The sequence below is a fragment of the Pseudoalteromonas sp. MMG006 genome, from assembly GCF_018101025.1.
In the GTDB taxonomy this organism is placed as follows: Bacteria; Pseudomonadota; Gammaproteobacteria; order Enterobacterales; family Alteromonadaceae; genus Pseudoalteromonas.
In genome coordinates this window covers 49,924-70,423 of the sequence record NZ_JAGJEJ010000002.1, presented here as the reverse complement: position 1 = coordinate 70,423, position 20,500 = coordinate 49,924, and the positions used below count along the sequence as shown (strand labels likewise).

The window sequence follows — 20,500 nt, the reverse complement described above, 5'->3', positions numbered from 1 at the left end:
ATACTAAAAACACTGATCTGATCAGTTAAACACCGACCAAAGACCCTATTTATTATAATTAACTTACATTTTTCTTAGTCAAGCTTTGAGCCGCCTAAGCAATTAGGAGAGTCAGGCGCTTCGCCGTCGTGCTCCGTAAATTCATCAGGTGTGTAGGTATGAATAGCGAGTGCATGTATGTGATTTGCTAGTTCATCTTTTAATATTTCATTAATTTGGCGATGGCGTTGTAACAAACGCTTACCTGCAAATTCTTCACTCACCACAATTACTTTAAAGTGTGATTCAGTGCCTTTGCTGTGCATGTGGCTTTCGTTTATTACATTTAAATGCTTACAGGCGATAGCACTGCTGATTTTTTCTTGAATTTGTTGCTGCATAGACATAAAAGACCGTTTGATTAGCTAATTTATCAACTTACTATAACAACTTAATTTAACTAACTAAATTGCTTTTGTTTAATGTGTTCAATAAATCGGTAAGTTAAACTAATTCGCGGATGTACAAGTGTTGTTTGCTTTGGTATCGCGTGTTGATAATCGCGCTGACTATGCCCGTTCATAATCAAACAACTCCCACTATGAAGCTTCAAATCAGTCACTTTATTAGTCGCTTTTTGTTTGAGCTTTAAAACGCGCTCAGCACCTAGCGATATACAAACAATAGTAGGCTCTGGGCCAAGCTCTATCTCGTCATCGCTGTGCCAGCCCATAGTATCGTTGCCATCTCTATAATAATTAACAAGTAACGAGTTAAGCGGCTTATTTAAATGAAGCTCTAGGCGTTTTCGCATATTTAACAATATGTCATTCCACGGCTCGACTATTTGTTTACTATGCGAATAGCCGTATTCAATATTTAAATCGCTCATAAAACATTGCAACCGAGGGATAGGGCCTGTTTTACCGTAAACAGTGACATCGGGTTGCTGCCAGTGTAAATTTTTTTGAAGATAATAAAACAGATCGAGGCTTTTTTGCGCACTAAGTGCCCTACTTTGATAAGAAAAGCCATTTGGTAACTGTTGGGGGTTGGCGTTTTGCCGTTGCATGTTAGAATTTACCTACATTAGATTACTGATCAACAAACCATTATGACGACGCAAGCCCAGCTAGGCGATAAAACCTTTACTCTTGAACGCTTCCCTTTGGATCAAAAAAACCGCAGTTTACAAGCGTGGGATTCGGCGGATGAGTACCTTATCAATTATGTTAACGAACATCACCCTGAATGTCGCTCTTTGCTTATTTTGAACGATAGCTTTGGTGCGCTTGCTTGTTATTTTAATCAATTAACGGTTTGTTCAGTTAACGATTCTTATATTAGCCACCAAGCTGCAGCTTACAATTTAAAAGAAAACAAACTATCTACAGCAGAATTTACACAGCTCGATAGCTTGTCTGCTTTACCAGAAGATGTTGATTTAGTACTTATTAAAATTCCTCGTAATGTTGGATTTTTACAATTTCAACTTAGTGAGTTAAGCGAAGTACTTGCACCGGGCACACCTGTTATTGCTGCCGGTAAAACAAAAGAAATTCATAACTCAACAATAAAGGCCTTTGAGCAATATATTGGTGAAACGAAAACAAGTTTAGCGGTTAAAAAGTCACGTCTAATATTAAGCACTGCTAAAGGTGGTTATAAAGCCGCTGATTTCCCTGTAACGTGGGAACTTGAAGGCACAGAATTTAATATAACAAACCACGCCAATGTGTTTTCGCGTGATTCGCTAGATATTGGTGCTCGATTCTTTTTTAATTATTTGCCGCAAACCCCTAAAGCAAAAAGCATTATTGATTTAGGCTGTGGTAATGGTGTAGTTGGTTTAATGACACTATCTCGTTGCCCTAACGCATCGGTTACGTTTGTTGATGAGTCATACATGGCTGTGGAGTCTGCAAGATTAAATGTAGAGCTTAACCAAGGTGATAAATTTGATAACTGCGAATTTATTGAAAATGACTGTTTAACAGGTTTTGAAAGAGACAGTGTGGATATGGTTTTATGTAACCCTCCATTTCATCAAGCTCAAGCTGTTACCGATCACATAGCATGGCAAATGTTTAAACAAGCAAAAGACACGCTAAAAGAAGGTGGTGAGCTGCGTATTATTGGTAATCGTCATTTAGATTATCATGACAAGTTAAACCGTATGTTTGGTAACTGTAAGTTATTAGGCTCAAACAAAAAGTTTGTCGTTTTAAGTGCAACTAAAAATAATGGAATGCTATAAATGAAATTAACACACATTATAGTTACGTGCTGCGCACTACTTGTACTTGCCGGCTGCGCAAAGCAACCAGGCCAAGTAATACTTAACCCTGTTTATAAAAATGGCCAAATTAGCACTATCAATAGTAGCTTAAGCACCAGTGTAATTGATTTACGTGGTGATACATCCACTCTTAAACTAATAGAGTCAGACAAAACTAAAACCTTTGCAAGCCAAGGTATAACTGACTCTGTTAAAAGTGTTTTAGATAGCGCCCTTAACCGAAACGGCGCAAGTATATCTAACTTAGCCACAGTGCGCTTTGAAGTCGACATTCACGCGCTGCAAGCCGTTGTAACTGAAAAATTAATGAGCCACACAAGCGAAGCGACTATTGAGCTTGGCGTACGTGTTATCCGCTCTACTAGCAATTTCAGTAAAGTATATCGAGGAAGTGCAAACCTTGAAGGTCCACTTAGTCATGAACGTGCAAAAATTGAAGGCCAGCTCAATAAGTTGACTGAACAAATTATTACCCGCATTGTATCTGACCCCGAATTAATAGAATTTTTAGAAGGTTAACTATGAAACGACTTTTTTTAATCTGCTTGAGCCTATTTGTTAGTGTAAGTAGCTATGCAGCCCAAGAAGGCCGCTTTGTGCAAAAAGATAACATTTTTCCACGCGTTGAAATTGTTACGTCAATGGGCAGCATAGTGGTTGAACTTGATCGCTCGAGAGCGCCTATTACGGTAAATAACTTTTTAACTTACGTATCTGATAAAAGCTACCAAGGGAGTGTTTTTCATCGTATAGAGCGCGATGTAGAAAACGATCGCGATTTTGTTATTCAAGGTGGCGGTTATGACAAAGACTACGAAGGTCTTCACGAAAACGACCCTATATTTAACGAAAGCGGTAACGGCATGAAAAACGATATGTATAGCATTGCTATGGCGTATCAAGACCGCGAACCTCACTCTGGCACTCGTCAGTTCTTTTTTAACATGGATAATAACGATCACTTAAACCCAGGCAAAGATTGGGGTTTTGCTGTTTTTGGTAATGTTATGGAAGGCTACGAAACACTTGATAAAATTATGGCTGTTGAAACTGATTTTAATGAAAAAATTGGCTACGATTTCGTGCCTAAAAAACCTGTTGTTATTTTAAATATTAAAGTACTTGAGCAAGTACCATTATAATTAATGAGGTGCAACTAAGTTGCACCCAACCGCCAATGAAGGCCCTATGAGCAAATCTCTCTCTGTTAGCGAATACTTTTCTTATTTTAAAGATAAACGCTTAATCAATATTTTTATATTTGGCATGAGCAGTGGTTTCCCGTGGGTTTTGATTGGCTCAGTTATGTCGGCGTGGTTAAAAGATGAAGGCTTGAGCCGCAGTATGATTGGCTTATTTGGTATTGTTTTTGGCGCTTACAGCATTAATTTTTTATGGTCACCTCTGATAGACCGCTCAAAACTCCCCTTTTTATATAAATGGTTAGGCCAAAGACGCAGTTGGATTCTATTTTGCCAAAGCTTTATGTTCATAGGCACGCTGATGTTAGCTGGCCTTGATTTAAAAGCTAATTTAGCAATTGCAGCGGGTCTATGTTTACTAATCGCAGTAGCCTCTGCGACTCAAGACATTGCCATTGATGCATTTAGAATAGATACCCTAAACGAAAACGAATCGCACAAAGCCACTGCGGCTGCAGCCATGGCTACATCGGGTTGGTGGACAGGCTACGCGCTATTAGGTGCCATTCCTTTTTATATGGCCGATATTCCCTCTTTAGATTGGCCACAAGTATATTATTTTTTAGCCGCCGTAATGTTACTGCTGATGAGTGGAGTGCTGTTTGCTAAAGAGCCTAAATCAAACCGAGAAGCGGTTCATGCTGAGCTTGAACGTGTATACATAGAAAAACTAGCCAGTATTAAACAAACTCCGTTTACTAAAATTATCGCTTGGCTTGGTGTAACAGTAATAGATCCATTTAAAACCTTTTTTGCTAAAAATGGAGTTAAAACTGCCCTCGCGCTACTGGCATTTATATTCTTATTTAAAATTGGCGAAGCGTTCTTAGGACGCATGTCGATTGTTTTCTATAAAGAAATAGGCTTTAGCAATAGTGACATAGCTACTTTTTCAAAAGTAGGCACGGCAGTTTTAACTATCGCCTTTACGTTTGTAGGTAGCTTGTTTAATCAAAAATACGGCATTGTTAAGGGGCTATTTATAAGTGGCGTTGCAATGGCAGCATCTAATTTAGCATTTTCAGCTATTGCGCTTGTAGGGCCAAATTTAGGGCTATATGCATTTGCTATTGTGATTGACGGTTTTACTCAGGCTTGGTCATTAGTAGCTATGGTCGCGTTTATATCAATGTTGTGCGATCGTGCTTTTAGTGCAACTCACTATGCGTTATTAGCATCACTTGGTAATTTAGGCCGTACCTTACTTTCGAGTTACAGTGGTGTGGTTATTGACGATTGGCTATTAGGGAATTGGGCGTTATTTTTTGTTTTAACAGCTTTAATGGTTATACCATCGTTAATATTTTTATATCTGATTCGGCATAAACTCTATGAACTTGAAAGTAACTACCATAAAAATATTTAATGCATCCCTGCATTAACGATTGCTTAGCACTATCAAGTGCCCCTCAAAGTGTACTAAGCAATGTTTAAGTTAATCTACTTTTAATAAGCTTAAAGCTTCATGTGGATCAACTTCTAAGGCAGTACAATAGCGAACAAACTCAATAACATCTAAACGGCGCTCTTGGTTTTCAATTTTGCCGATAAACGAGTGAGGCGTTCCAAGCACTTGCGCTAGGCTTCGCATTGTATGACCCTTTTCATGGCGCTTACTTTTAAGCCACTTCGTTAGCTTTGCATTTTCTTCAGAAGAAACTGTTTTGCCCATCATTTTACATCTCCTACTAGATGATTTGACTTACCCGTTAAAGCAGTAGTCTATCAATAGCTGTAGGCAAGTAAGCAGCTGCACTTATTTTAACTTCAATAGCAAGCTATCACTTTAAAAAGTACTTGTTGCTACCCCACCCACATAGCTAAAAGAACACTACGCTATAAACGTGGTACATATTTTTATTAAGAATGAAATTTTGCCCGTCTCATTCTTGGATACATTATATACTATTAACACTTTGGTTGAATAACTAATTACATACTCGGTATAGATTTAGCTCCCTACAAACATTTATAAATGCTGAACATTAACCCTAAGTATTCAAAAATATTACTGATTTTGCTTTTTATAGCAAAAAAATAAAAAAGTTTTTGTAACAATCTAACCACTACATGTTTATGATTAAGTAATAATTAGCTTTAATTAAGGTTAAATAATGTTCAGACTTTTATTTTTATTACCTGTAGTGCTGTGCTTAGGCTGGTATGTTTTTTTACGACAAAATGGTGTACCGATTAAACAAGGTAAAAAAGGATTTATGTATATATTAGGCTTTTCGGCCTTTGTACTAGCTTTTTTTGTATTCATAATACAGATCACCGAATACAGCCCTAGCGAATTATAGGCATTAAAAAAGCCGCAAACGCGGCTTTAATATATAAGCAAGTAATTAACTAAACACTAAAGCTTGCACCACAACCACAGGTTGTTGTTGCATTAGGATTAGATACAAAAAAGCGCGCACCTTCCAACCCTTCAGTATAATCAACTTCGCCATCTACTAAGTACTGAATACTCATAGGGTCAATAACTAGTGTTACGCCATTTTTAACGATTTCTAAATCGCCAGGATTCGCTTTTTCATCAAAGGTAAAGCCATATTGAAAACCTGAACAACCGCCACCTGTTACATAAACACGCAGTTTTAGCTCTGGATTTTCTTCTTCGTCGATTAACTGTTTTACACGTACAGCAGCTGCATCGCTAAACTTAATTGGTAATTCTTCAGACATTCTAAAACCCTCAATATCGCAATGGCGTGATTATCTAATACCCGAGTGTTTTAATCAAGTATAGTAAAACAACTCTTTCATTTAAGTTATACAGTTTAACAAGCTAAAGTTTTGTATATTTCAAAACTATTTTGCTTATGTTCAATGCAAGCCTATACACAGTAATAATTGTTAATATAAGTTACAAAATTTTCAAAATCACAAGGACTTAGCTTAACTCTTTTGCTAAAATGCTCGTTGAAAAAATGTGGCGGAGAATACAGCATGTGGCTTGAACAGCTCAGGCGTCGATTAGCAAAACCAAAAACATCCGTACAATTATGCTTATTAGGCGTAAGTGCCGGATTAATTGCTGCATTTTTTATCATTTTATTTCGTTTAACTATTCTGTTTTTTCAAAGTTTATTTTTAGAAACCCCAGACAACTTTACAACGTTACCTACGCTTGAACGTGTATTAATGCCTTTGATTGCAGCGCTACTTATTGCCACATTTGCAGCCCTAACTGGTTTTAAGCATTACCGCTTAGGTATTCCATTTGTTATTCACCGTATTAAACGCCACTACGGGCATATGCCGCTGTACAACACGGTAAATCAATTTGTCGGTGGCGCACTGGCATTAATTAGTGGTTTTTCGGTTGGCCGAGAGGGTCCATCGGTACATATGGGCGCCACTGGTGCGAGCATCTTGGCGGATAAACTGCATTTACCGCATAACGCTATGCGTACTTTAAGTGGTTGCGGGGTAGCGGCAGGTATCGCGGCTTCATTTAACACACCACTCGCAGCCGTTATTTTTGTTATGGAAGTGGTGCTTCGTGAATATAAAGTGCACATATTCGTACCTATTATGTTAGCAGCTTTAACAGGCGCACTGGCTACACAGTTTGTGTTTGGCGAAGGCTCAGAGCTTGCGCTTATTACAATTGCACCGTTGAGTGGCTGGCATTATCCGTACTTAATTTTATGCGGTATGGCACTAGGTGCTATCGCATTTAGCTTTAATCAAAATTTAATGTTAATTATTAAAACATTTAAACCTTTAAGTATGTTCCCTCGTTTATTAATTGCAGGTTGTATTGCAAGCTTAATAGCGTACGCAGTACCTCACGCAATGGGCTCTGGAATGAGTGCAATTACCATTGCAGTTGAATCTCCTGATAATGTAAAACTACTAACAACTATTTTAATAGCTAAGTTATTGGCCACATTATTTGCTATTGGCTTGGGTATTCCTGGCGGATTAATTGGCCCTGTAATTGGGCTTGGGGTAATTATTGGTACATTAATGGCATTTTTAGCCCAGTATATAAGCCCTGGAACCGACATTGCGGGTACGTATGGTGTTTTAGGGATGGCGGGATTACTAGCCGCGACACTGCATGCACCTCTTGCAGCATTAACAACAGTGATGGAACTTACCTCTTCGCCAGAAATAATAGTTCCCGCAATGTTAGTTATTACTACAGCTTATGTAACCGCACTGCAATTTTTTGGTAACCGCTCTATATTTTTACAACAGTTAGATTTTCAGGAATTGCCGTATCATGTATCCCCTGCCACTGAAGCGCTACAAAAAGTGGGCATAATGGATGACATGGATGAAGACTTTAAGTTGCTGTACTCAGACGATAAAGAACAGATAAAGAACACCCTAGATGCCATGGATAGCCAAACACCGCTAATAGTGTTCGATGAAGAAAACGGCTACCGTCTTGCAGAGTACGACTTAACATTAATGTCGGGCGAGACCATAAATATAAACTACATTAGCTTGCAAGGTATAAGTAGCCAAGCAACCTTAGCTGATGCTTTTGATATGCTAAAAGACAAGCGCAGTGGCGCTTTGTATGTATTCAACCTATTAGATAACCAACAAATAATGGGCTTGTTACGCTGGGATCAAATTCACCATATTTTAACCATTCGTAACAGCCTGCTTTAAATAATAAGGGTTAATATGAGCGCTTTATTAATTTATAAAACACTACACATTTTTTTTATGATTGCTTGGTTTGCCGGTATTTTTTACTTACCTCGGCTTTTTGTATACCACGCAATGAGCGAAGAAAAAGCCTGTAACTCTATGCTTAAAGTAATGGAGCGGCGGTTACTCTTTTTTGTAACACCATTTGCCATTTTAACAGCCGTTTTTGGTGTGCTCACCATTGTAGAGTATGGCCGTGAGTGGTTCAGATACAGTATGTGGCTGCATTATAAATTAGTGCTCGTGATCATATTATATATATACCATGGCTACTGCTTTAAATTACTAAGCGACTTTAAACACGATCGAAATACTAAAACAGATCGGTTTTATCGTATTTTTAACGAGCTTCCGGTTATTGCGCTACTAATTATTGTTGCGCTTGCGGTAATAAAACCTAATTTATAAGCTTTGTAGCGCGTGTTAAACTGCGCTGCAATTTACACAACTTGTTATAACACGCGCGATTGCGTGCCCCATTTTTTTGGATTATCGCGCCCTTTTGATTGATTAGGAATAACCCCATGTTAAGTTTCCAAGGTGAGCATATACTGTCGGTAAATCAACTCGACAGAGACTGCATTGAACGTATTTTTGCAGTAGCAAAAAAAATGGAGCCTTATGCTAAAAAGCAAAAGCAAACAACAGTGCTTGAAGGCGCTATTTTAGCGAATTTGTTTTTTGAGCCAAGCACGCGTACGCGCGTAAGTTTTGGTACCGCCTTTAATTTACTTGGTGGTGGTGTACGCGAAACAACTGGCATGCAAAGCTCAGCCCTTGCAAAAGGTGAGTCTCTTTACGACACGGCACGCGTTATTTCTGCTTACGCTGATGCCGTCGCTATGCGCCATCCTGATGCAGGTTCTGTAAGCGAATTTGCTGACGGTTGTACCGTACCAGTTATTAACGGTGGTGACGGGCCAAACGAGCACCCTACTCAAGCCTTGCTCGACTTACTAACTATTGAGCGTGAGCTAAATCGCTTTGATCAAAATATTGATGGTATGCATATAGCCCTTGTTGGCGATTTAAAATATGGCCGCACTGTGCATTCATTATCAAAACTATTATGCCATTACAAAAACGTGAAATTTTCGATGGTGGCACCCGATGGCCTACAAATGCCTACCAGTATTTTAGATGCTGTAGAAAATGCGGGCCATAAAATACAACTCGTAAACAAAATGGAAGGCAATTTAGCTGCCGATATTGTTTACCAAACACGTATTCAAGAAGAGCGTTTTCCTTCACAAGAGGAAGCAGATAAATACCGTGGCGGTTTTAGAATAAGCCAATCTATTTATAATGCGCACTGTAAGCCAAACTCTGTACTTATGCACCCGCTGCCTCGTGATAGCCGTTTGGAAGCTAACGAGCTTGATAACGACTTAAATACTAACGACAATTTAGCAATATTCCGCCAAGTACAAAATGGCGTATTAATTCGTATGGCACTGTTTGCTTTAACACTCGGCGTAGAAAATAAAGTCGAGCAATATGAAGTAGACGTACCTTGGTTTAGCCGCAAACGCGACAGCTAAACACTTTTACCAAGCGACAATTTATAGGATTTTTCATGACAATTAGCCAAGATTTATTTAATCGTGCACAAACTTCAATTCCTGGTGGCGTAAATTCACCTGTACGTGCATTTAACGGTGTAGGTGGCACGCCACTATTTATTACTAAAGCTGAAGGTGCCTTTACCTTTGATGCCGATGGTAACCGTTATATCGATTATGTAGGTTCGTGGGGTCCAATGATCATGGGCCATAACCACCCAGCTATTAAACAAGCTGTACACGAAGCGGTAGAAAACGGCTTAAGCTACGGCGCTCCTACCGAAGCTGAAATATTAATGGCTGAAAAAGTAAAAGAGCTTGTTCCATCAATCGAAAAAGTACGCATGGTAAGCTCTGGTACCGAAGCTACCATGAGCGCAATTCGTTTAGCGCGTGGTTTTACTAATCGTGACAAAATCTTAAAATTTGAAGGTTGTTACCACGGCCATGCTGACTCGTTACTAGTAAAAGCAGGCTCAGGAGCATTAACAATGGGCGTACCAAATTCACCAGGTATTCCTGAAGACTTTGCTAAGCACACGCTAACAGTATCGTTTAATAACCTTGATGAAGTAAAAGCTATTTTTGAAAAATACGCGGATGAAATTGCCTGTATTATTGTTGAGCCAGTAGCGGGTAACATGAACTGTATTCCACCTACTGAAGGCTTTTTAGAAGGACTACGCGCAGTATGTGATGAATACAAGTCAGTGCTTATTTTTGACGAAGTGATGACGGGCTTTCGTGTTGCATTAGGTGGCGCTCAAGCATACTACAACATAAAACCTGACTTAACATGTTTAGGTAAAGTCATTGGCGGCGGCATGCCTGTTGGCGCATTTGGCGGTAAAACCGAAATAATGGATTACATTGCGCCGGTAGGCCCAGTTTACCAAGCTGGCACTCTTTCTGGTAACCCTATTGCAATGGCTGCTGGTTTGAAATCACTTGAACTATTAAGTGAGCCTGGTTTACACGATAAGCTTGAGGCCATTTCTAAAGCAATATGTGAAGGTTTTGAGGCAGGCGCTAAAAAAGCGGGTATTCCTTTAACAACTAACTATGCGGGCGGCATGTATGGCTTTTTCTTCACCGATGCTGAAAAAGTGACAACTTACCAACAAGCGACAGAATGTGATTTAGAACGCTTTAAGCGCTTTTTCCACTTAATGCTTGAAGAAGGTGTTTACCTAGCACCCTCTGCATTTGAAGCAGGCTTTGTGTGTGCAGCACATACAGAACAAGAAGTACAAGCAACCATTGAAGCAGCTGAACGCTCATTTGCGAAACTTTAGAGCTGTATAAATATTAACTACTTGTTTTACCTATAATATTAAGATTAAAGATAGAAAAAAGCCCGAAAGGGCTTTTTTTATTTGTAAAGTAATATAAATGAATAATAATTAGACATAACAAGGTCTATATATTTTTATCCCCTTTACAAAAAAATAAGAGAGTCTTATGTCAGGATTACGCCAGTTTGCCTCCCCTGCAATTCAGCTTATGGCAAATTTAAAATACAAAACAAAAATAAGCCTGATGTTTGGAATACTATTACTCCCTCTTGCCTTAAGCCTATTTTTTTTAGTGTCGTTGTTAAGTGAAAGTATTGCCGTTTCAAAAATGCAGCAACAAGGCTTAAAAGGCTACAGAACAATAATCTCAAACCAGATGCAAGGTGATACTGATAAAAATATTAAAGTAGCTCGTGCTCTAGGTTTTGATATAAAGAATGACCAAGCAAATGAAGTACTGGAACTTGTTTCTATTCAATCTAATTTAGCGCTTGATAACCAACTTGCAAGTGCCTATGTAAATCGCTCTTTAGTAACGCCCATTCCTGCACTTATAATGCAAATTAATGCGACAGCACAAAGCGCAAATACGGTATTGGCAAGTAATCGCTTTACGCCAGATACGTTTATCGCGCTTTCTAATTTCAGTAAATCTTTGCCTTTATATGAGCTACAGCTCGATAAAGTATTAAATGTAGCGACTAATGCGGATAAATCAGTAAATAAAACACTAACGCCCTCGCTCACTAATTTACACAGTGCAGTAGAGGCGTTTAAAACAGCTATAGATAAAAAGCTACTAGAGCCTGACGATATACTGCTAACGCAAGCCGAATTCAATCAATTAACAACCCAAGTGCACAGCAGTATCAGTAAACTTGTTGATAAAAGTATCCCTACTCTTGAAACCCTCATTGAAAATAAGTTTCAAACACAGCAATGGATCAGAAACCTAGTATTAGCAGCATCTGTTATAAGTTTACTTTTTGCGTTTTACTTAATGATTGGCTTTTACTATGCGGTAGTCGATACCATTAATCGCTTTGCCGAAGCTGCGCAAAGAGCAGCAAATGGCGACTTAAATGCGGTTATTAACTCAAGTACTAATGATGAAATGGATATTATTGCAGCGCGATATAACGCACTTCTTAATGCCTTTTCAAAACTTTTGGAGAATGTAAAAGCAAGTACTGTGGAGCTATGTGGCGCCACTAAATCGCTTTCACAGGCAAGCAGCCAAACGAGTAACGATGTTGAAAAACAGCAAATACGTGTAAATGCTATCCATGATGCGCTAAGTAATATGGAGCAAAGTGCGCTAAGTGTAGAAGAGTCTGCTAATCAAGCGATGTTAACAGCGCAAGATGCAGCGCAGCATGTAAAGCAAGGCTCTGACAACACCATGGAACTTGCCAAATACATGCAAGACCTTCAAATTGAATTTACCGAAAGCCAACAAGCGCTAGATCGACTCGCCCAAGACAGCCAAGAAATTAGTAAAGTAAGTAAAGGCATTAGCGAAATAGCCGATCAAACCAACCTATTAGCCTTAAACGCAGCAATAGAAGCGGCGCGAGCTGGTGAGCATGGGCGTGGTTTTGCCGTAGTAGCAGATGAAGTAAGAACCCTTGCACAACGTACACAAACTCAAACACAAGAGATTCACCAAATAATTAGCTCACTTCAACAAGCCTCTGAAGATACACAACAAAAAATGCGTTCAAGTGTCCAGAAGATGGAACAATCAGTAAAAGCTGCCACTGAAACGAACGATGTTTTACAAAGTGCAGAGCACAGCATGGGCGATATAAAACACCAAGGCGAGGAAATAGCACTTCGTGTTAAAGAGCAATCTAACGCAACTACTCAAGCATTAAGCGATTCTCAAGAGGTAAGTAACTTAGCAGACCAAACTCTTCTCTCTGCGCAATCTACACTGCAAGATGCTCAGCAGCTTAGTCAGCTCTCTGATGATTTAACTAAATCAATGCAATTTTTTAAATCTTAATCTAATTAATAGCCCATAAAAAAGCCGCTAAACAGCGGCTTTAATATTTTATATAGCTTTATAAGCTAGCGTATACATTGCGGTCTTGGTTCAAACTCACTGGCTCTGAGCGGTAATTGAATCACCTTGCCACAGCCTGGTGGTGCTTGCTTAGCAGTTTGCTCATTCACAAATGCCCAGCGTATTGAGGGTGGACGTGTATCGGCAATTGCTTGCGGGTTAAGAGGTTTTAAATAACGAATATACGCTTCTAATGCGCCCACGCTGCCCGTCAAACCGGTACTCTTATTATCATCTCGACCTAGCCACGCAACAGTAACTGTGTTTTGATCAAACCCTGCAAACCAGCTGTCGCGCAAATCATTGCTCGTGCCCGTTTTACCTGCTAACTGAATTGATGGAAAGTGTAAATTTAAACGTTTTGCTGTGCCGTCTTTAGTTACACGCTTCATCGCGTACTTAGTCATGTACATAGCAGCCGTATCAAAACGAGCCTCTGCTTTTACTTTATGTTTATAAAGTACTTTCCCCACTGAGTCCGTTAAGGCAGAAATTGCAGTAAGCTCTTTGTACTTCCCATCAGCAGCTATGGTGGTATAAAGCTGAGCTACTTCAAAGCTCGACATTTCTAAAGCACCTAATAGTAATGATGGGTATTCCCTAATTTGACCTTTAGCGCCAAGCTTTCTTAGCGTGTTAGCTACCTTATCAACACCTACATCTAAGCCTAAATTTACAGCTGGAATATTAACGCTTTTACTAAATGCTTTATATAGCGGCATTGCGCCGCGATATTGATGATCAAAGTTCTCTGGTTGCCATATTTTACCTTGCTCATTGGTGACTTGTACTGGAGAATCATCCAGTAAAGTGGCTAAATTATAATGCGGCAACTGTAACGCGGTTAAATAAACGGCAGGTTTAACTAGTGAACCTATATTACGCTTGGTATCTAATACTCGGTTAAAGCCTGAGTAACGTACATCGCGCCCAGCGACTAAAGCCGACACACCGCCTTTTTCGACGTTTACTGAAATCATCGCTGCTTCAAGCTCTTTTGTATTTGGGCGTTTTTCTAAGTACGGCAAACTTTTTTGAATCGATTCTTCCATTGCAGTTTGCTTTTGCAAGTCAAAATAAGTAAATACACGAACACCTGCATCAAGTGTTTGCTGATCAGGCAATAGCTTATTTAGTTCTCTGTTAACGAGTTCTAAATAACCAGGGTAAGATTTTTGTAAGCTTGCTTTCATCGGCGCAATATCAATTGGACGTTTTAGCGATGCACGGTACTCTTTAGTGCTTAATAGCTTGTTTTCAACCATTAAACGCAGAACTAAATCGCGGCGCTCCATAGTTCGCTCTTTATAACGGCGAGGGTTATAGTAAGACGGCCCTTTAACCATGGCCACCAGCAATGCAATTTGATCATATTCTAGTTCATCAACTGGTTTTGAAAAATAAAACTCAGACGCCAGACCCATGCCATGTACACCTTGGTTGTACGATTGACCTAAATAAACCTCGTTTAAGTAAGCTTCTAAAATCTGATCTTTTGAATAACGGTAATCTAAAATAAGCGCTATAAACGCTTCATTTATCTTGCGGACTAAAGAACGTTCACGCGTTAGGTATATATTTTTTGCAAGCTGCTGCGTTAAGGTACTCCCACCTTGAACAGTACGCCCTGCTTTAATATTTGAATAAAGTGCACGCAAAATAGAAAATACCGACACACCATGATGCTGATAAAAATCACGATCCTCTACCACCAGTAGCGTGTCTTTCAACATAGGTGGAAATTTATCGAGCGGTACAAACTCCCTATCTTGTTTAGAATCATTCCCTATACGTGCTATTTGTACAGGCTCTAGGCGAGCACTGTTTAGTCGTCTGCCAAATTTATCTTTAATAGTAGCCACTTTTTGCCCTGCAAAGCGCAGTTCAATGATATGTGCTTCTTCAAGACCATCGTAAAATTCAAAATCACGGCGATAAATTTTTATACTATTTGCTGTTTTAACAAACTGTCCTGTGCGGCTTAGTCTATTAACAGATGAATAGTTTAAACGCTCTAACTCAAACACAACTTCATCGCTAGATAAAAACTGCCCAGGGTAAAACTCCATTGAACGTGCGTACACTTGTGCAGGTAACTGCCACTTATTTCCTTCAAAAATACGCGTTGTTTTTGAGTCTAAATAAATAAAGTACATCGCCATAGCAATAAAAACGGCTAAGCTCAACTTCCAAAAAACCGACCATGTTTTTCTCATAAATGAGCGTTTAACAACTGTACTTGAATTTTTTTTAGTCGTTTTTGTTTTTGATTTACGTGTCGAACTAGTTGCTTTAGATGCACGTTTAGGAGTGGTTTTACTACTGGGTATTTTTTTGTTATTGGCCATTTTTAAGTGTAATTTATTCCAAAGTTCATTCACGAGTGTGAGCTTAGCATATTGGCTATACCCTAACACCTGAAAAGTTAACCTTCCCTGAAACGAAAAAAGCCCTACAGAGGTAGGGCTTTGTAAAACACACAATGATATATTTTTGAATTAGTTGCTGCGAACAGATACAAATTCAGGGTAAGCATCAACACCACAATCATGTTGGTCCATACCTGTTAACTCTTCTTCTTCGGTTACACGAATGCCCATAGTTTGCTTTAAAATAGCCCATACAATAAATGAGGCTACAAAAACAAAGGCTAAGATAGTCACTAAACCAATAAGCTGTGTTACAAAGTTAGCATCGCCGTTAGATACAGGTACCAACATAATACCTAGCGCGCCACACACACCGTGTACAGAAATTGCACCAACCGGGTCATCAATTTTAGCTTTATCAAGAGCAACAATGCTAAATACAACTAATGAACCACCTAAAATACCTAGTAAACAAGCCATTAATGGTGATGGTGAAAGTGGGTCAGCAGTAATAACCACTAAACCTGCTAATGCGCCGTTTAGTACCATAGTTAAATCAGCTTTACCCCATAACACTTTACATACAAACAGTGCAGCAATTGCGCCCATTGCAGCAGCAGCGTTAGTATTAAGTAAGATTTGACCTACAGCCGTTGCATTTTCTTTATCTGAAAGAAGTAATTGCGAACCACCGTTAAAACCAAACCAACCCATCCATAAAATAAACGTACCTAATGTAGCAAGTGGTAAGTTAGAACCTGGAATTGGGTAAATTTCACCGTTTTTACCGTATTTACCTTTACGAGCACCTAACAGTATTACACCCGCTAAAGCAGCTGCAGCACCAGCACCATGAACAATTGCAGAGCCTGCAAAGTCAACAAAGCCCATTTCTGATAAGAAACCGCCGCCCCATGTCCAGTAACCTTCCATTGGGTAAATAAAGCCAGTTAAAACAACTGCAAATGCTAAGAAAGCAAATAACTTCATACGTTCAGCAACTGCACCCGATACAATCGACATAGCCGTTGCAACAAATACTACTTGGAAGAAAAAGTCAGATTCTAATGAATGGTCAGCATCGGCCGCTTGCGTGCCAATTAATGCGCCAATTGAAGGGATTATGCCGCCTTCGCCATTGTCTACATACATAATGTTGTAGCCAACTAATAAAAACATGGTACATGCGATAGAGTACAATGCCACGTTCTTCGTTAAAATTTCAGTGGTGTTTTTAGAGCGAACTAAGCCCGCTTCTAACATGGCAAAACCTGCTGCCATCCACATTACTAGTATTCCCGATATCAAAAAATAAAAGGTATCGAGTGAAAATTTGAGTTCTACAATTGTATTTTCCATTAATCAGCCCCTTAAATTGCTTCTTCATCAAGCTCGCCCGTACGGATACGAACAATTTGATCTAAGTCGTACACGAAAATTTTACCGTCACCTATTTTACCTGTTGAGGCAATTTTAGTGATTGCTTCAACTACGCGTTGGCAATTTTCAGTACGAGTTGCAATTTCAAGTTTGATCTTAGGAATAAAATCTACTTGGTATTCTGCACCACGATACAGCTCTGTATGGCCTCGTTGACGTCCAAAGCCTTTAACGTCAACTACGGTCATCCCCTCAATACCTAGATCAGCAAGTGCTTCACGCACATCGTCTAATTTAAATGGTTTTATGATTGCACTAATCATTTTCATAGCGGCCCCCTCGGACTCTTTATTGTTATCCTGTTGACTTTAATAATCCAACCTTTGTGCCACTATTAAAAATAATTAAATATCATAAACTTAAGCTTAAAACAGCAATTTAAAACAAAAAAAACGCACCTATTTGGTGCGCTTTTTTTACAACTTAGCTACATTGGTGCACCATTTAGTGCTGCACATATACTCATATTTTAAAGTACGCTAAAAAACACAATTTCTGCCTTCGTTTTTAGCTTTGTATAATGCTTTATCAGCGTTGCGCATTGCGTCGGTTAAGCTGGTATTTTGAAAATCAGCTAAACCTATACTGGTCGTAATTTTCAGTACTTTATCACTAATGGAGAAGTCGTAATTTGCCACTTTTTTTCTGAAAGCCTCAAAATACTCACGCCCTCTTGATAGTTCTATATCTGGTAAAATTATAGCAAACTCCTCCCCTCCTACACGGGCTACTATAAATTTAGCAAATGTACTACGTATTAATGCACCTACTTGTTTTAAAGCCTGATCGCCGCCTTCATGGCCAAATGTATCATTAATATTTTTGAAAAAATCGATATCAAGTAATGCTAACGTGTTATTTTGGTTATTATTTTTTAAAAGCTTTTCAGCATATTGATAAAAATAGCGTCGATTGTGTAAGCCAGTTAAATGATCTCTGTGTGCGCTTTCTTTAATGTCAGCAATTAAAGAAAGCTGCTCCATTGTTTGCAAAACACGACAATGAAACTCCTCATTCATAAATGGCTTTGTTAAAAAGTCATTTGCGCCGTACTTAATAAATCGTGCCGATAAACCGTGTTTACCAGCTCCGGATAAACCAATAATTCCCAAATCATCGCGGCCTCTAAAGTTACGTACTGCTTTAACAAGCTCAAAACCATCCATTGAAGGCATTGCATAATCTGTCATCAGCAATTTAATGTTTGGATCTGCTTTTAAGATCTCAAGCGCTTGTTGCCCATCATGAGCATCGGTAACATCAAACAGTTGCTTTTCAAGCATTTGTTTCATTAACGAACGACTCAATAATGAATCGTCAGCGATTAGGGCTTTACAACCTTGGTTTCTTAAAAGCTGAGCGACCAATTTAACGGCATAATGATAAGAGTCGCGGTTATCTTTAATAACGTAATCAACCACGCCTAGCTCTAGCATTTGCTGGCGTTTATATTCATCTATTTTTGAGGTAAGTACCACGGTAGGAATTTTGTTAAGCAAAGTGTACTTTGCAACTTCGCCATTAGGAGCATCTGGTAGTGTTAAATCGACTAGTGCTAAGGAATAGTTATGTTTTTCTACGAATGCTTCACACTCAGCTAAAGTCCAAGCAAAATCAACAGCTACATCAAGATACTGCGCTGTTAAGTGGCGTAATACCTGCTGTACTACTTTACTGTCTTCGACCACCAATACTCTTTGCATAAAGCTTCTCTTACCTTTAATAAATTTGTAGCCATGCTACAAATACAACACTTAAATTACTTAGTTCGATGACTGAATAACGTTAATTGAACATCCGGTGTGAGTGCTACGAAATGCTAAAAGCAGAATCCATTTACTTTTTTGAAATGGCTTGTATTTAAAGTCAATACAAACGACGTGTACTATAACCGATATTGACGGTTACCAAGATGATATACGTTTTTTTGGAACCTGTAGACCTTTCATGGTTAAATTTGTTCAACCTAAAGCAGAACATATTTTACTTAACTATTATTATCGACCACTTGTCTCAATACTTTTGTTATTTATGCTAATAATGTTTTTAATAGTTTATCAACAATAATAAGGACCCTCCATGAAGCTTAGTCGTATTATAAGTTTACCGATAACTATCATTGCCATATTTATAACTACAGCATCATTTGCAGATAACCAACGCCGTATTGATGTAGACAGCAAAGTTGTAACCCAACATAAAGCCAAAATTAACGGGGAACGTCTTTCGTATACTGCCACAACAGGTACGCAACCTGTGTGGGATGATAAAGGCGATGCAGTTGCTACGCTGCAATACACTTACTACACTCGCGATAAGGTAGACGATAGAGCAAGTCGTCCGTTACTTATTTCATTTAATGGCGGGCCAGGCTCGGCTTCCGTATGGATGCACTTAGCCTATACTGGCCCAAGAGTGTTAAAAATTGATGACGAAGGCTACCCTATTCAGCCCTACGGCGTAAAAGGTAACCCTTATTCTGTTCTTGATATTGCCGATATTGTGTATGTAAACCCTGTAAATACTGGCTACTCACGCGTACTTGAAAATGATAAAGGGGAGCTTTTATCAAAGGCTCAACAAAAAGAAATGTTTTTTGGCGTAAAAGCCGACATAAAATATTTAGCTGAATGGCTAAACACATTCGTAAATAGAGCAGAGCGTTGGCGTTCACCTAAATTTTTAATTGGTGAAAGCTATGGTACAACACGCGTATCAGGGCTTGCCCATGAGCTTCAAAACAGTCAATGGATGTACATAAATGGGGTTGTATTAGTGTCGCCGACTGATATTGGCATAAAACGCGACGGACCTATAAAAGCGGCCAATCGCTTACCCTACTTTGCCGCGACTGCTTGGTATCATAAAGCACTTAGTGCAGACCTACAATCTAAAGACTTAGATGACTTGTTACCTGAAGTAGAGCAATTTACAGTCAATGAATTAATTCCTGCGCTCGCTAAAGGCGGTTTTATTGAAGCTGAAGAAAAACGTCGTATTATTAAAAAAATGGCGAAGTATGCGGGTCTTTCAGAAACATTTGTTAAGCAAAATAATTTAGATATTCCAACTCAATTTTTTTGGAAAGAGTTATTACGTGAAAGAGGACAAACTGTAGGGCGTTTAGATTCTCGCTATTTAGGTATAGATAAACGCGATGCAGGTGAGTCACCTGATTACTGGGCTGAGCTTACTTCTTGGTTACACTCTTTTACCCCTGCAATTAATCACTATTTGCGTGAAGAGTTAAACTATAAAACAGACATAAAATATAATCTGTTTGGTAATGTTCACCCATGGGATAGAACAGGTAATAATACCGGTGAAAATTTACGCTTAGCAATGGCGCAAAACCCATACCTTAATGTGATGATTCAATCAGGTTATTTTGACGGTGCTACTAATTACTTTGATGCAAAATACACTTTATGGCAATTAGACCCAAGCGGAAAAATGAAAGATCGTTTAAGTTTTAAAGGTTACCGCAGCGGTCATATGATGTACCTTCGCCATGCCGATTTAAAAAGCTCTAATAACGACCTACGTGATTTTATTGAGCAATCACTTCCTAAAAGTGGTCAAGCTGCTAAATATTAAACGCTTTTA

The 20,500-nt window shown here is 38.9% G+C and carries 19 protein-coding genes; 11 read left to right on the top strand and 8 right to left on the bottom strand.

The annotated features are described in order from the left end of the window. Positions 1-74: 74 nt before the first annotated feature. Together J8L73_RS02800 and J8L73_RS02795 are read right to left on the bottom strand one after the other, a co-directional pair. Positions 75-386, bottom strand: a complete 312-nt coding sequence (locus J8L73_RS02800; protein WP_211014677.1) for a BolA family protein — start codon at positions 384-386, stop codon at positions 75-77. Positions 387-439: 53 nt separating this feature from the next. Continuing rightward, positions 440-1,051, bottom strand: coding sequence for an alpha-ketoglutarate-dependent dioxygenase AlkB (locus tag J8L73_RS02795; RefSeq protein WP_211014676.1), 612 nt, complete (start codon positions 1,049-1,051; stop codon positions 440-442). 42 nt (positions 1,052-1,093) lie between these two features. On the opposite strand from J8L73_RS02795, the gene J8L73_RS02790 reads away from it, so the two are divergent. Genes J8L73_RS02790 through J8L73_RS02775 form a run of 4 tightly spaced genes read left to right on the top strand, consistent with a single transcriptional unit; the run spans position 1,094 to position 4,846 of the window. Then, complete coding sequence (locus tag J8L73_RS02790) at positions 1,094-2,236, top strand: methyltransferase (RefSeq protein ID WP_211014674.1); 1,143 nt, start codon at positions 1,094-1,096, stop codon at positions 2,234-2,236. Further along, the gene (locus J8L73_RS02785) at positions 2,237-2,797 is read left to right on the top strand and encodes a YajG family lipoprotein (RefSeq protein WP_211014672.1); all 561 of its coding nucleotides are present in this window, start codon (positions 2,237-2,239) and stop codon (positions 2,795-2,797) included. A 2-nt stretch (positions 2,798-2,799) separates the two neighbouring features. Beyond that, the gene (locus J8L73_RS02780; RefSeq protein ID WP_211014670.1) at positions 2,800-3,420 is read left to right on the top strand and encodes a peptidylprolyl isomerase; all 621 of its coding nucleotides are present in this window, start codon (positions 2,800-2,802) and stop codon (positions 3,418-3,420) included. 46 nt (positions 3,421-3,466) lie between these two features. Next, positions 3,467-4,846 (top strand): MFS transporter, encoded by a 1,380-nt coding sequence (locus J8L73_RS02775; RefSeq protein WP_211001508.1) that lies wholly within the window; start codon positions 3,467-3,469, stop codon positions 4,844-4,846. Positions 4,847-4,915: 69 nt separating this feature from the next. On the opposite strand, the gene J8L73_RS02770 is transcribed toward J8L73_RS02775, so the two are convergent. After that, positions 4,916-5,155: a helix-turn-helix transcriptional regulator gene (locus J8L73_RS02770; protein WP_007584874.1), complete on the bottom strand. Its 240-nt coding sequence runs from the start codon at positions 5,153-5,155 to the stop codon at positions 4,916-4,918. Positions 5,156-5,594: 439 nt separating this feature from the next. Here J8L73_RS02770 and J8L73_RS19255 point away from each other — a divergent pair, with 439 nt between their 5' ends. Beyond that, on the top strand, positions 5,595-5,783 hold the full coding sequence (locus J8L73_RS19255; RefSeq protein ID WP_211001507.1) for a hypothetical protein: 189 nt from the start codon (positions 5,595-5,597) through the stop codon (positions 5,781-5,783). Between the two features lie 49 nt (positions 5,784-5,832). Here J8L73_RS19255 and erpA read toward each other — a convergent pair whose 3' ends face one another. Beyond that, the gene (gene erpA, locus J8L73_RS02765; protein WP_008169708.1) at positions 5,833-6,171 is read right to left on the bottom strand and encodes an iron-sulfur cluster insertion protein ErpA; all 339 of its coding nucleotides are present in this window, start codon (positions 6,169-6,171) and stop codon (positions 5,833-5,835) included. A gap of 264 nt (positions 6,172-6,435) precedes the next feature. Here erpA and J8L73_RS02760 point away from each other — a divergent pair, with 264 nt between their 5' ends. The 5 genes from J8L73_RS02760 (at position 6,436) to J8L73_RS02740 (ending at position 13,025) form a co-directional block, all read left to right on the top strand. Continuing rightward, complete coding sequence (locus J8L73_RS02760; protein WP_211001506.1) at positions 6,436-8,118, top strand: chloride channel protein; 1,683 nt, start codon at positions 6,436-6,438, stop codon at positions 8,116-8,118. A gap of 15 nt (positions 8,119-8,133) precedes the next feature. Then, positions 8,134-8,568: a CopD family protein gene (locus tag J8L73_RS02755; RefSeq protein WP_058547254.1), complete on the top strand. Its 435-nt coding sequence runs from the start codon at positions 8,134-8,136 to the stop codon at positions 8,566-8,568. Between the two features lie 116 nt (positions 8,569-8,684). Continuing rightward, a complete protein-coding gene (locus J8L73_RS02750) occupies positions 8,685-9,701 on the top strand; it encodes an aspartate carbamoyltransferase (RefSeq protein WP_211014668.1) in 1,017 nt (338 codons plus the stop codon). Between the two features lie 35 nt (positions 9,702-9,736). Continuing rightward, positions 9,737-11,017: a glutamate-1-semialdehyde 2,1-aminomutase gene (gene hemL / locus J8L73_RS02745; RefSeq protein WP_211001504.1), complete on the top strand. Its 1,281-nt coding sequence runs from the start codon at positions 9,737-9,739 to the stop codon at positions 11,015-11,017. Positions 11,018-11,183: 166 nt separating this feature from the next. Further along, positions 11,184-13,025, top strand: coding sequence for a methyl-accepting chemotaxis protein (locus J8L73_RS02740; protein ID WP_211014666.1), 1,842 nt, complete (start codon positions 11,184-11,186; stop codon positions 13,023-13,025). A gap of 65 nt (positions 13,026-13,090) precedes the next feature. Here the strand turns inward: J8L73_RS02740 and mrcB are convergent, their stop codons facing one another. From mrcB to J8L73_RS02720, 4 genes are all read right to left on the bottom strand, one after another. Next, positions 13,091-15,433 (bottom strand): penicillin-binding protein 1B, encoded by a 2,343-nt coding sequence (gene mrcB, locus J8L73_RS02735; RefSeq protein ID WP_211001520.1) that lies wholly within the window; start codon positions 15,431-15,433, stop codon positions 13,091-13,093. A 150-nt stretch (positions 15,434-15,583) separates the two neighbouring features. Further along, positions 15,584-16,813: an ammonium transporter gene (locus tag J8L73_RS02730; protein WP_211001502.1), complete on the bottom strand. Its 1,230-nt coding sequence runs from the start codon at positions 16,811-16,813 to the stop codon at positions 15,584-15,586. An 11-nt stretch (positions 16,814-16,824) separates the two neighbouring features. Continuing rightward, positions 16,825-17,163: a P-II family nitrogen regulator gene (locus tag J8L73_RS02725; RefSeq protein ID WP_004587162.1), complete on the bottom strand. Its 339-nt coding sequence runs from the start codon at positions 17,161-17,163 to the stop codon at positions 16,825-16,827. Positions 17,164-17,373: 210 nt separating this feature from the next. Next, positions 17,374-18,597, bottom strand: coding sequence for a response regulator (locus J8L73_RS02720; RefSeq protein ID WP_211014664.1), 1,224 nt, complete (start codon positions 18,595-18,597; stop codon positions 17,374-17,376). 376 nt (positions 18,598-18,973) lie between these two features. Between J8L73_RS02720 and J8L73_RS02715 the strand changes: the two genes are divergently transcribed. After that, a complete protein-coding gene (locus J8L73_RS02715; protein WP_211014662.1) occupies positions 18,974-20,491 on the top strand; it encodes a carboxypeptidase in 1,518 nt (505 codons plus the stop codon). The last annotated feature ends 9 nt before the right edge of the window (positions 20,492-20,500 follow it).

Bases quoted from the DNA above. Each gene is read 5' to 3' on its own strand.
- J8L73_RS02800 (WP_211014677.1), bottom strand. From the start codon at position 386: ATGTCTATGCAGCAACAAATTCAAGAAAAAATCAGCAGTGCTATCGCC.
- J8L73_RS02795 (WP_211014676.1), bottom strand. From the start codon at position 1,051: ATGCAACGGCAAAACGCCAACCCCCAACAGTTACCAAATGGCTTTTCT.
- J8L73_RS02790 (WP_211014674.1), top strand. From the start codon at position 1,094: ATGACGACGCAAGCCCAGCTAGGCGATAAAACCTTTACTCTTGAACGC.
- J8L73_RS02785 (WP_211014672.1), top strand. From the start codon at position 2,237: ATGAAATTAACACACATTATAGTTACGTGCTGCGCACTACTTGTACTT.
- J8L73_RS02780 (WP_211014670.1), top strand. From the start codon at position 2,800: ATGAAACGACTTTTTTTAATCTGCTTGAGCCTATTTGTTAGTGTAAGT.
- J8L73_RS02775 (WP_211001508.1), top strand. From the start codon at position 3,467: ATGAGCAAATCTCTCTCTGTTAGCGAATACTTTTCTTATTTTAAAGAT.
- J8L73_RS02770 (WP_007584874.1), bottom strand. From the start codon at position 5,155: ATGATGGGCAAAACAGTTTCTTCTGAAGAAAATGCAAAGCTAACGAAG.
- J8L73_RS19255 (WP_211001507.1), top strand. From the start codon at position 5,595: ATGTTCAGACTTTTATTTTTATTACCTGTAGTGCTGTGCTTAGGCTGG.
- erpA (WP_008169708.1), bottom strand. From the start codon at position 6,171: ATGTCTGAAGAATTACCAATTAAGTTTAGCGATGCAGCTGCTGTACGT.
- J8L73_RS02760 (WP_211001506.1), top strand. From the start codon at position 6,436: ATGTGGCTTGAACAGCTCAGGCGTCGATTAGCAAAACCAAAAACATCC.
- J8L73_RS02755 (WP_058547254.1), top strand. From the start codon at position 8,134: ATGAGCGCTTTATTAATTTATAAAACACTACACATTTTTTTTATGATT.
- J8L73_RS02750 (WP_211014668.1), top strand. From the start codon at position 8,685: ATGTTAAGTTTCCAAGGTGAGCATATACTGTCGGTAAATCAACTCGAC.
- hemL (WP_211001504.1), top strand. From the start codon at position 9,737: ATGACAATTAGCCAAGATTTATTTAATCGTGCACAAACTTCAATTCCT.
- J8L73_RS02740 (WP_211014666.1), top strand. From the start codon at position 11,184: ATGTCAGGATTACGCCAGTTTGCCTCCCCTGCAATTCAGCTTATGGCA.
- mrcB (WP_211001520.1), bottom strand. From the start codon at position 15,433: ATGGCCAATAACAAAAAAATACCCAGTAGTAAAACCACTCCTAAACGT.
- J8L73_RS02730 (WP_211001502.1), bottom strand. From the start codon at position 16,813: ATGGAAAATACAATTGTAGAACTCAAATTTTCACTCGATACCTTTTAT.
- J8L73_RS02725 (WP_004587162.1), bottom strand. From the start codon at position 17,163: ATGAAAATGATTAGTGCAATCATAAAACCATTTAAATTAGACGATGTG.
- J8L73_RS02720 (WP_211014664.1), bottom strand. From the start codon at position 18,597: ATGCAAAGAGTATTGGTGGTCGAAGACAGTAAAGTAGTACAGCAGGTA.
- J8L73_RS02715 (WP_211014662.1), top strand. From the start codon at position 18,974: ATGAAGCTTAGTCGTATTATAAGTTTACCGATAACTATCATTGCCATA.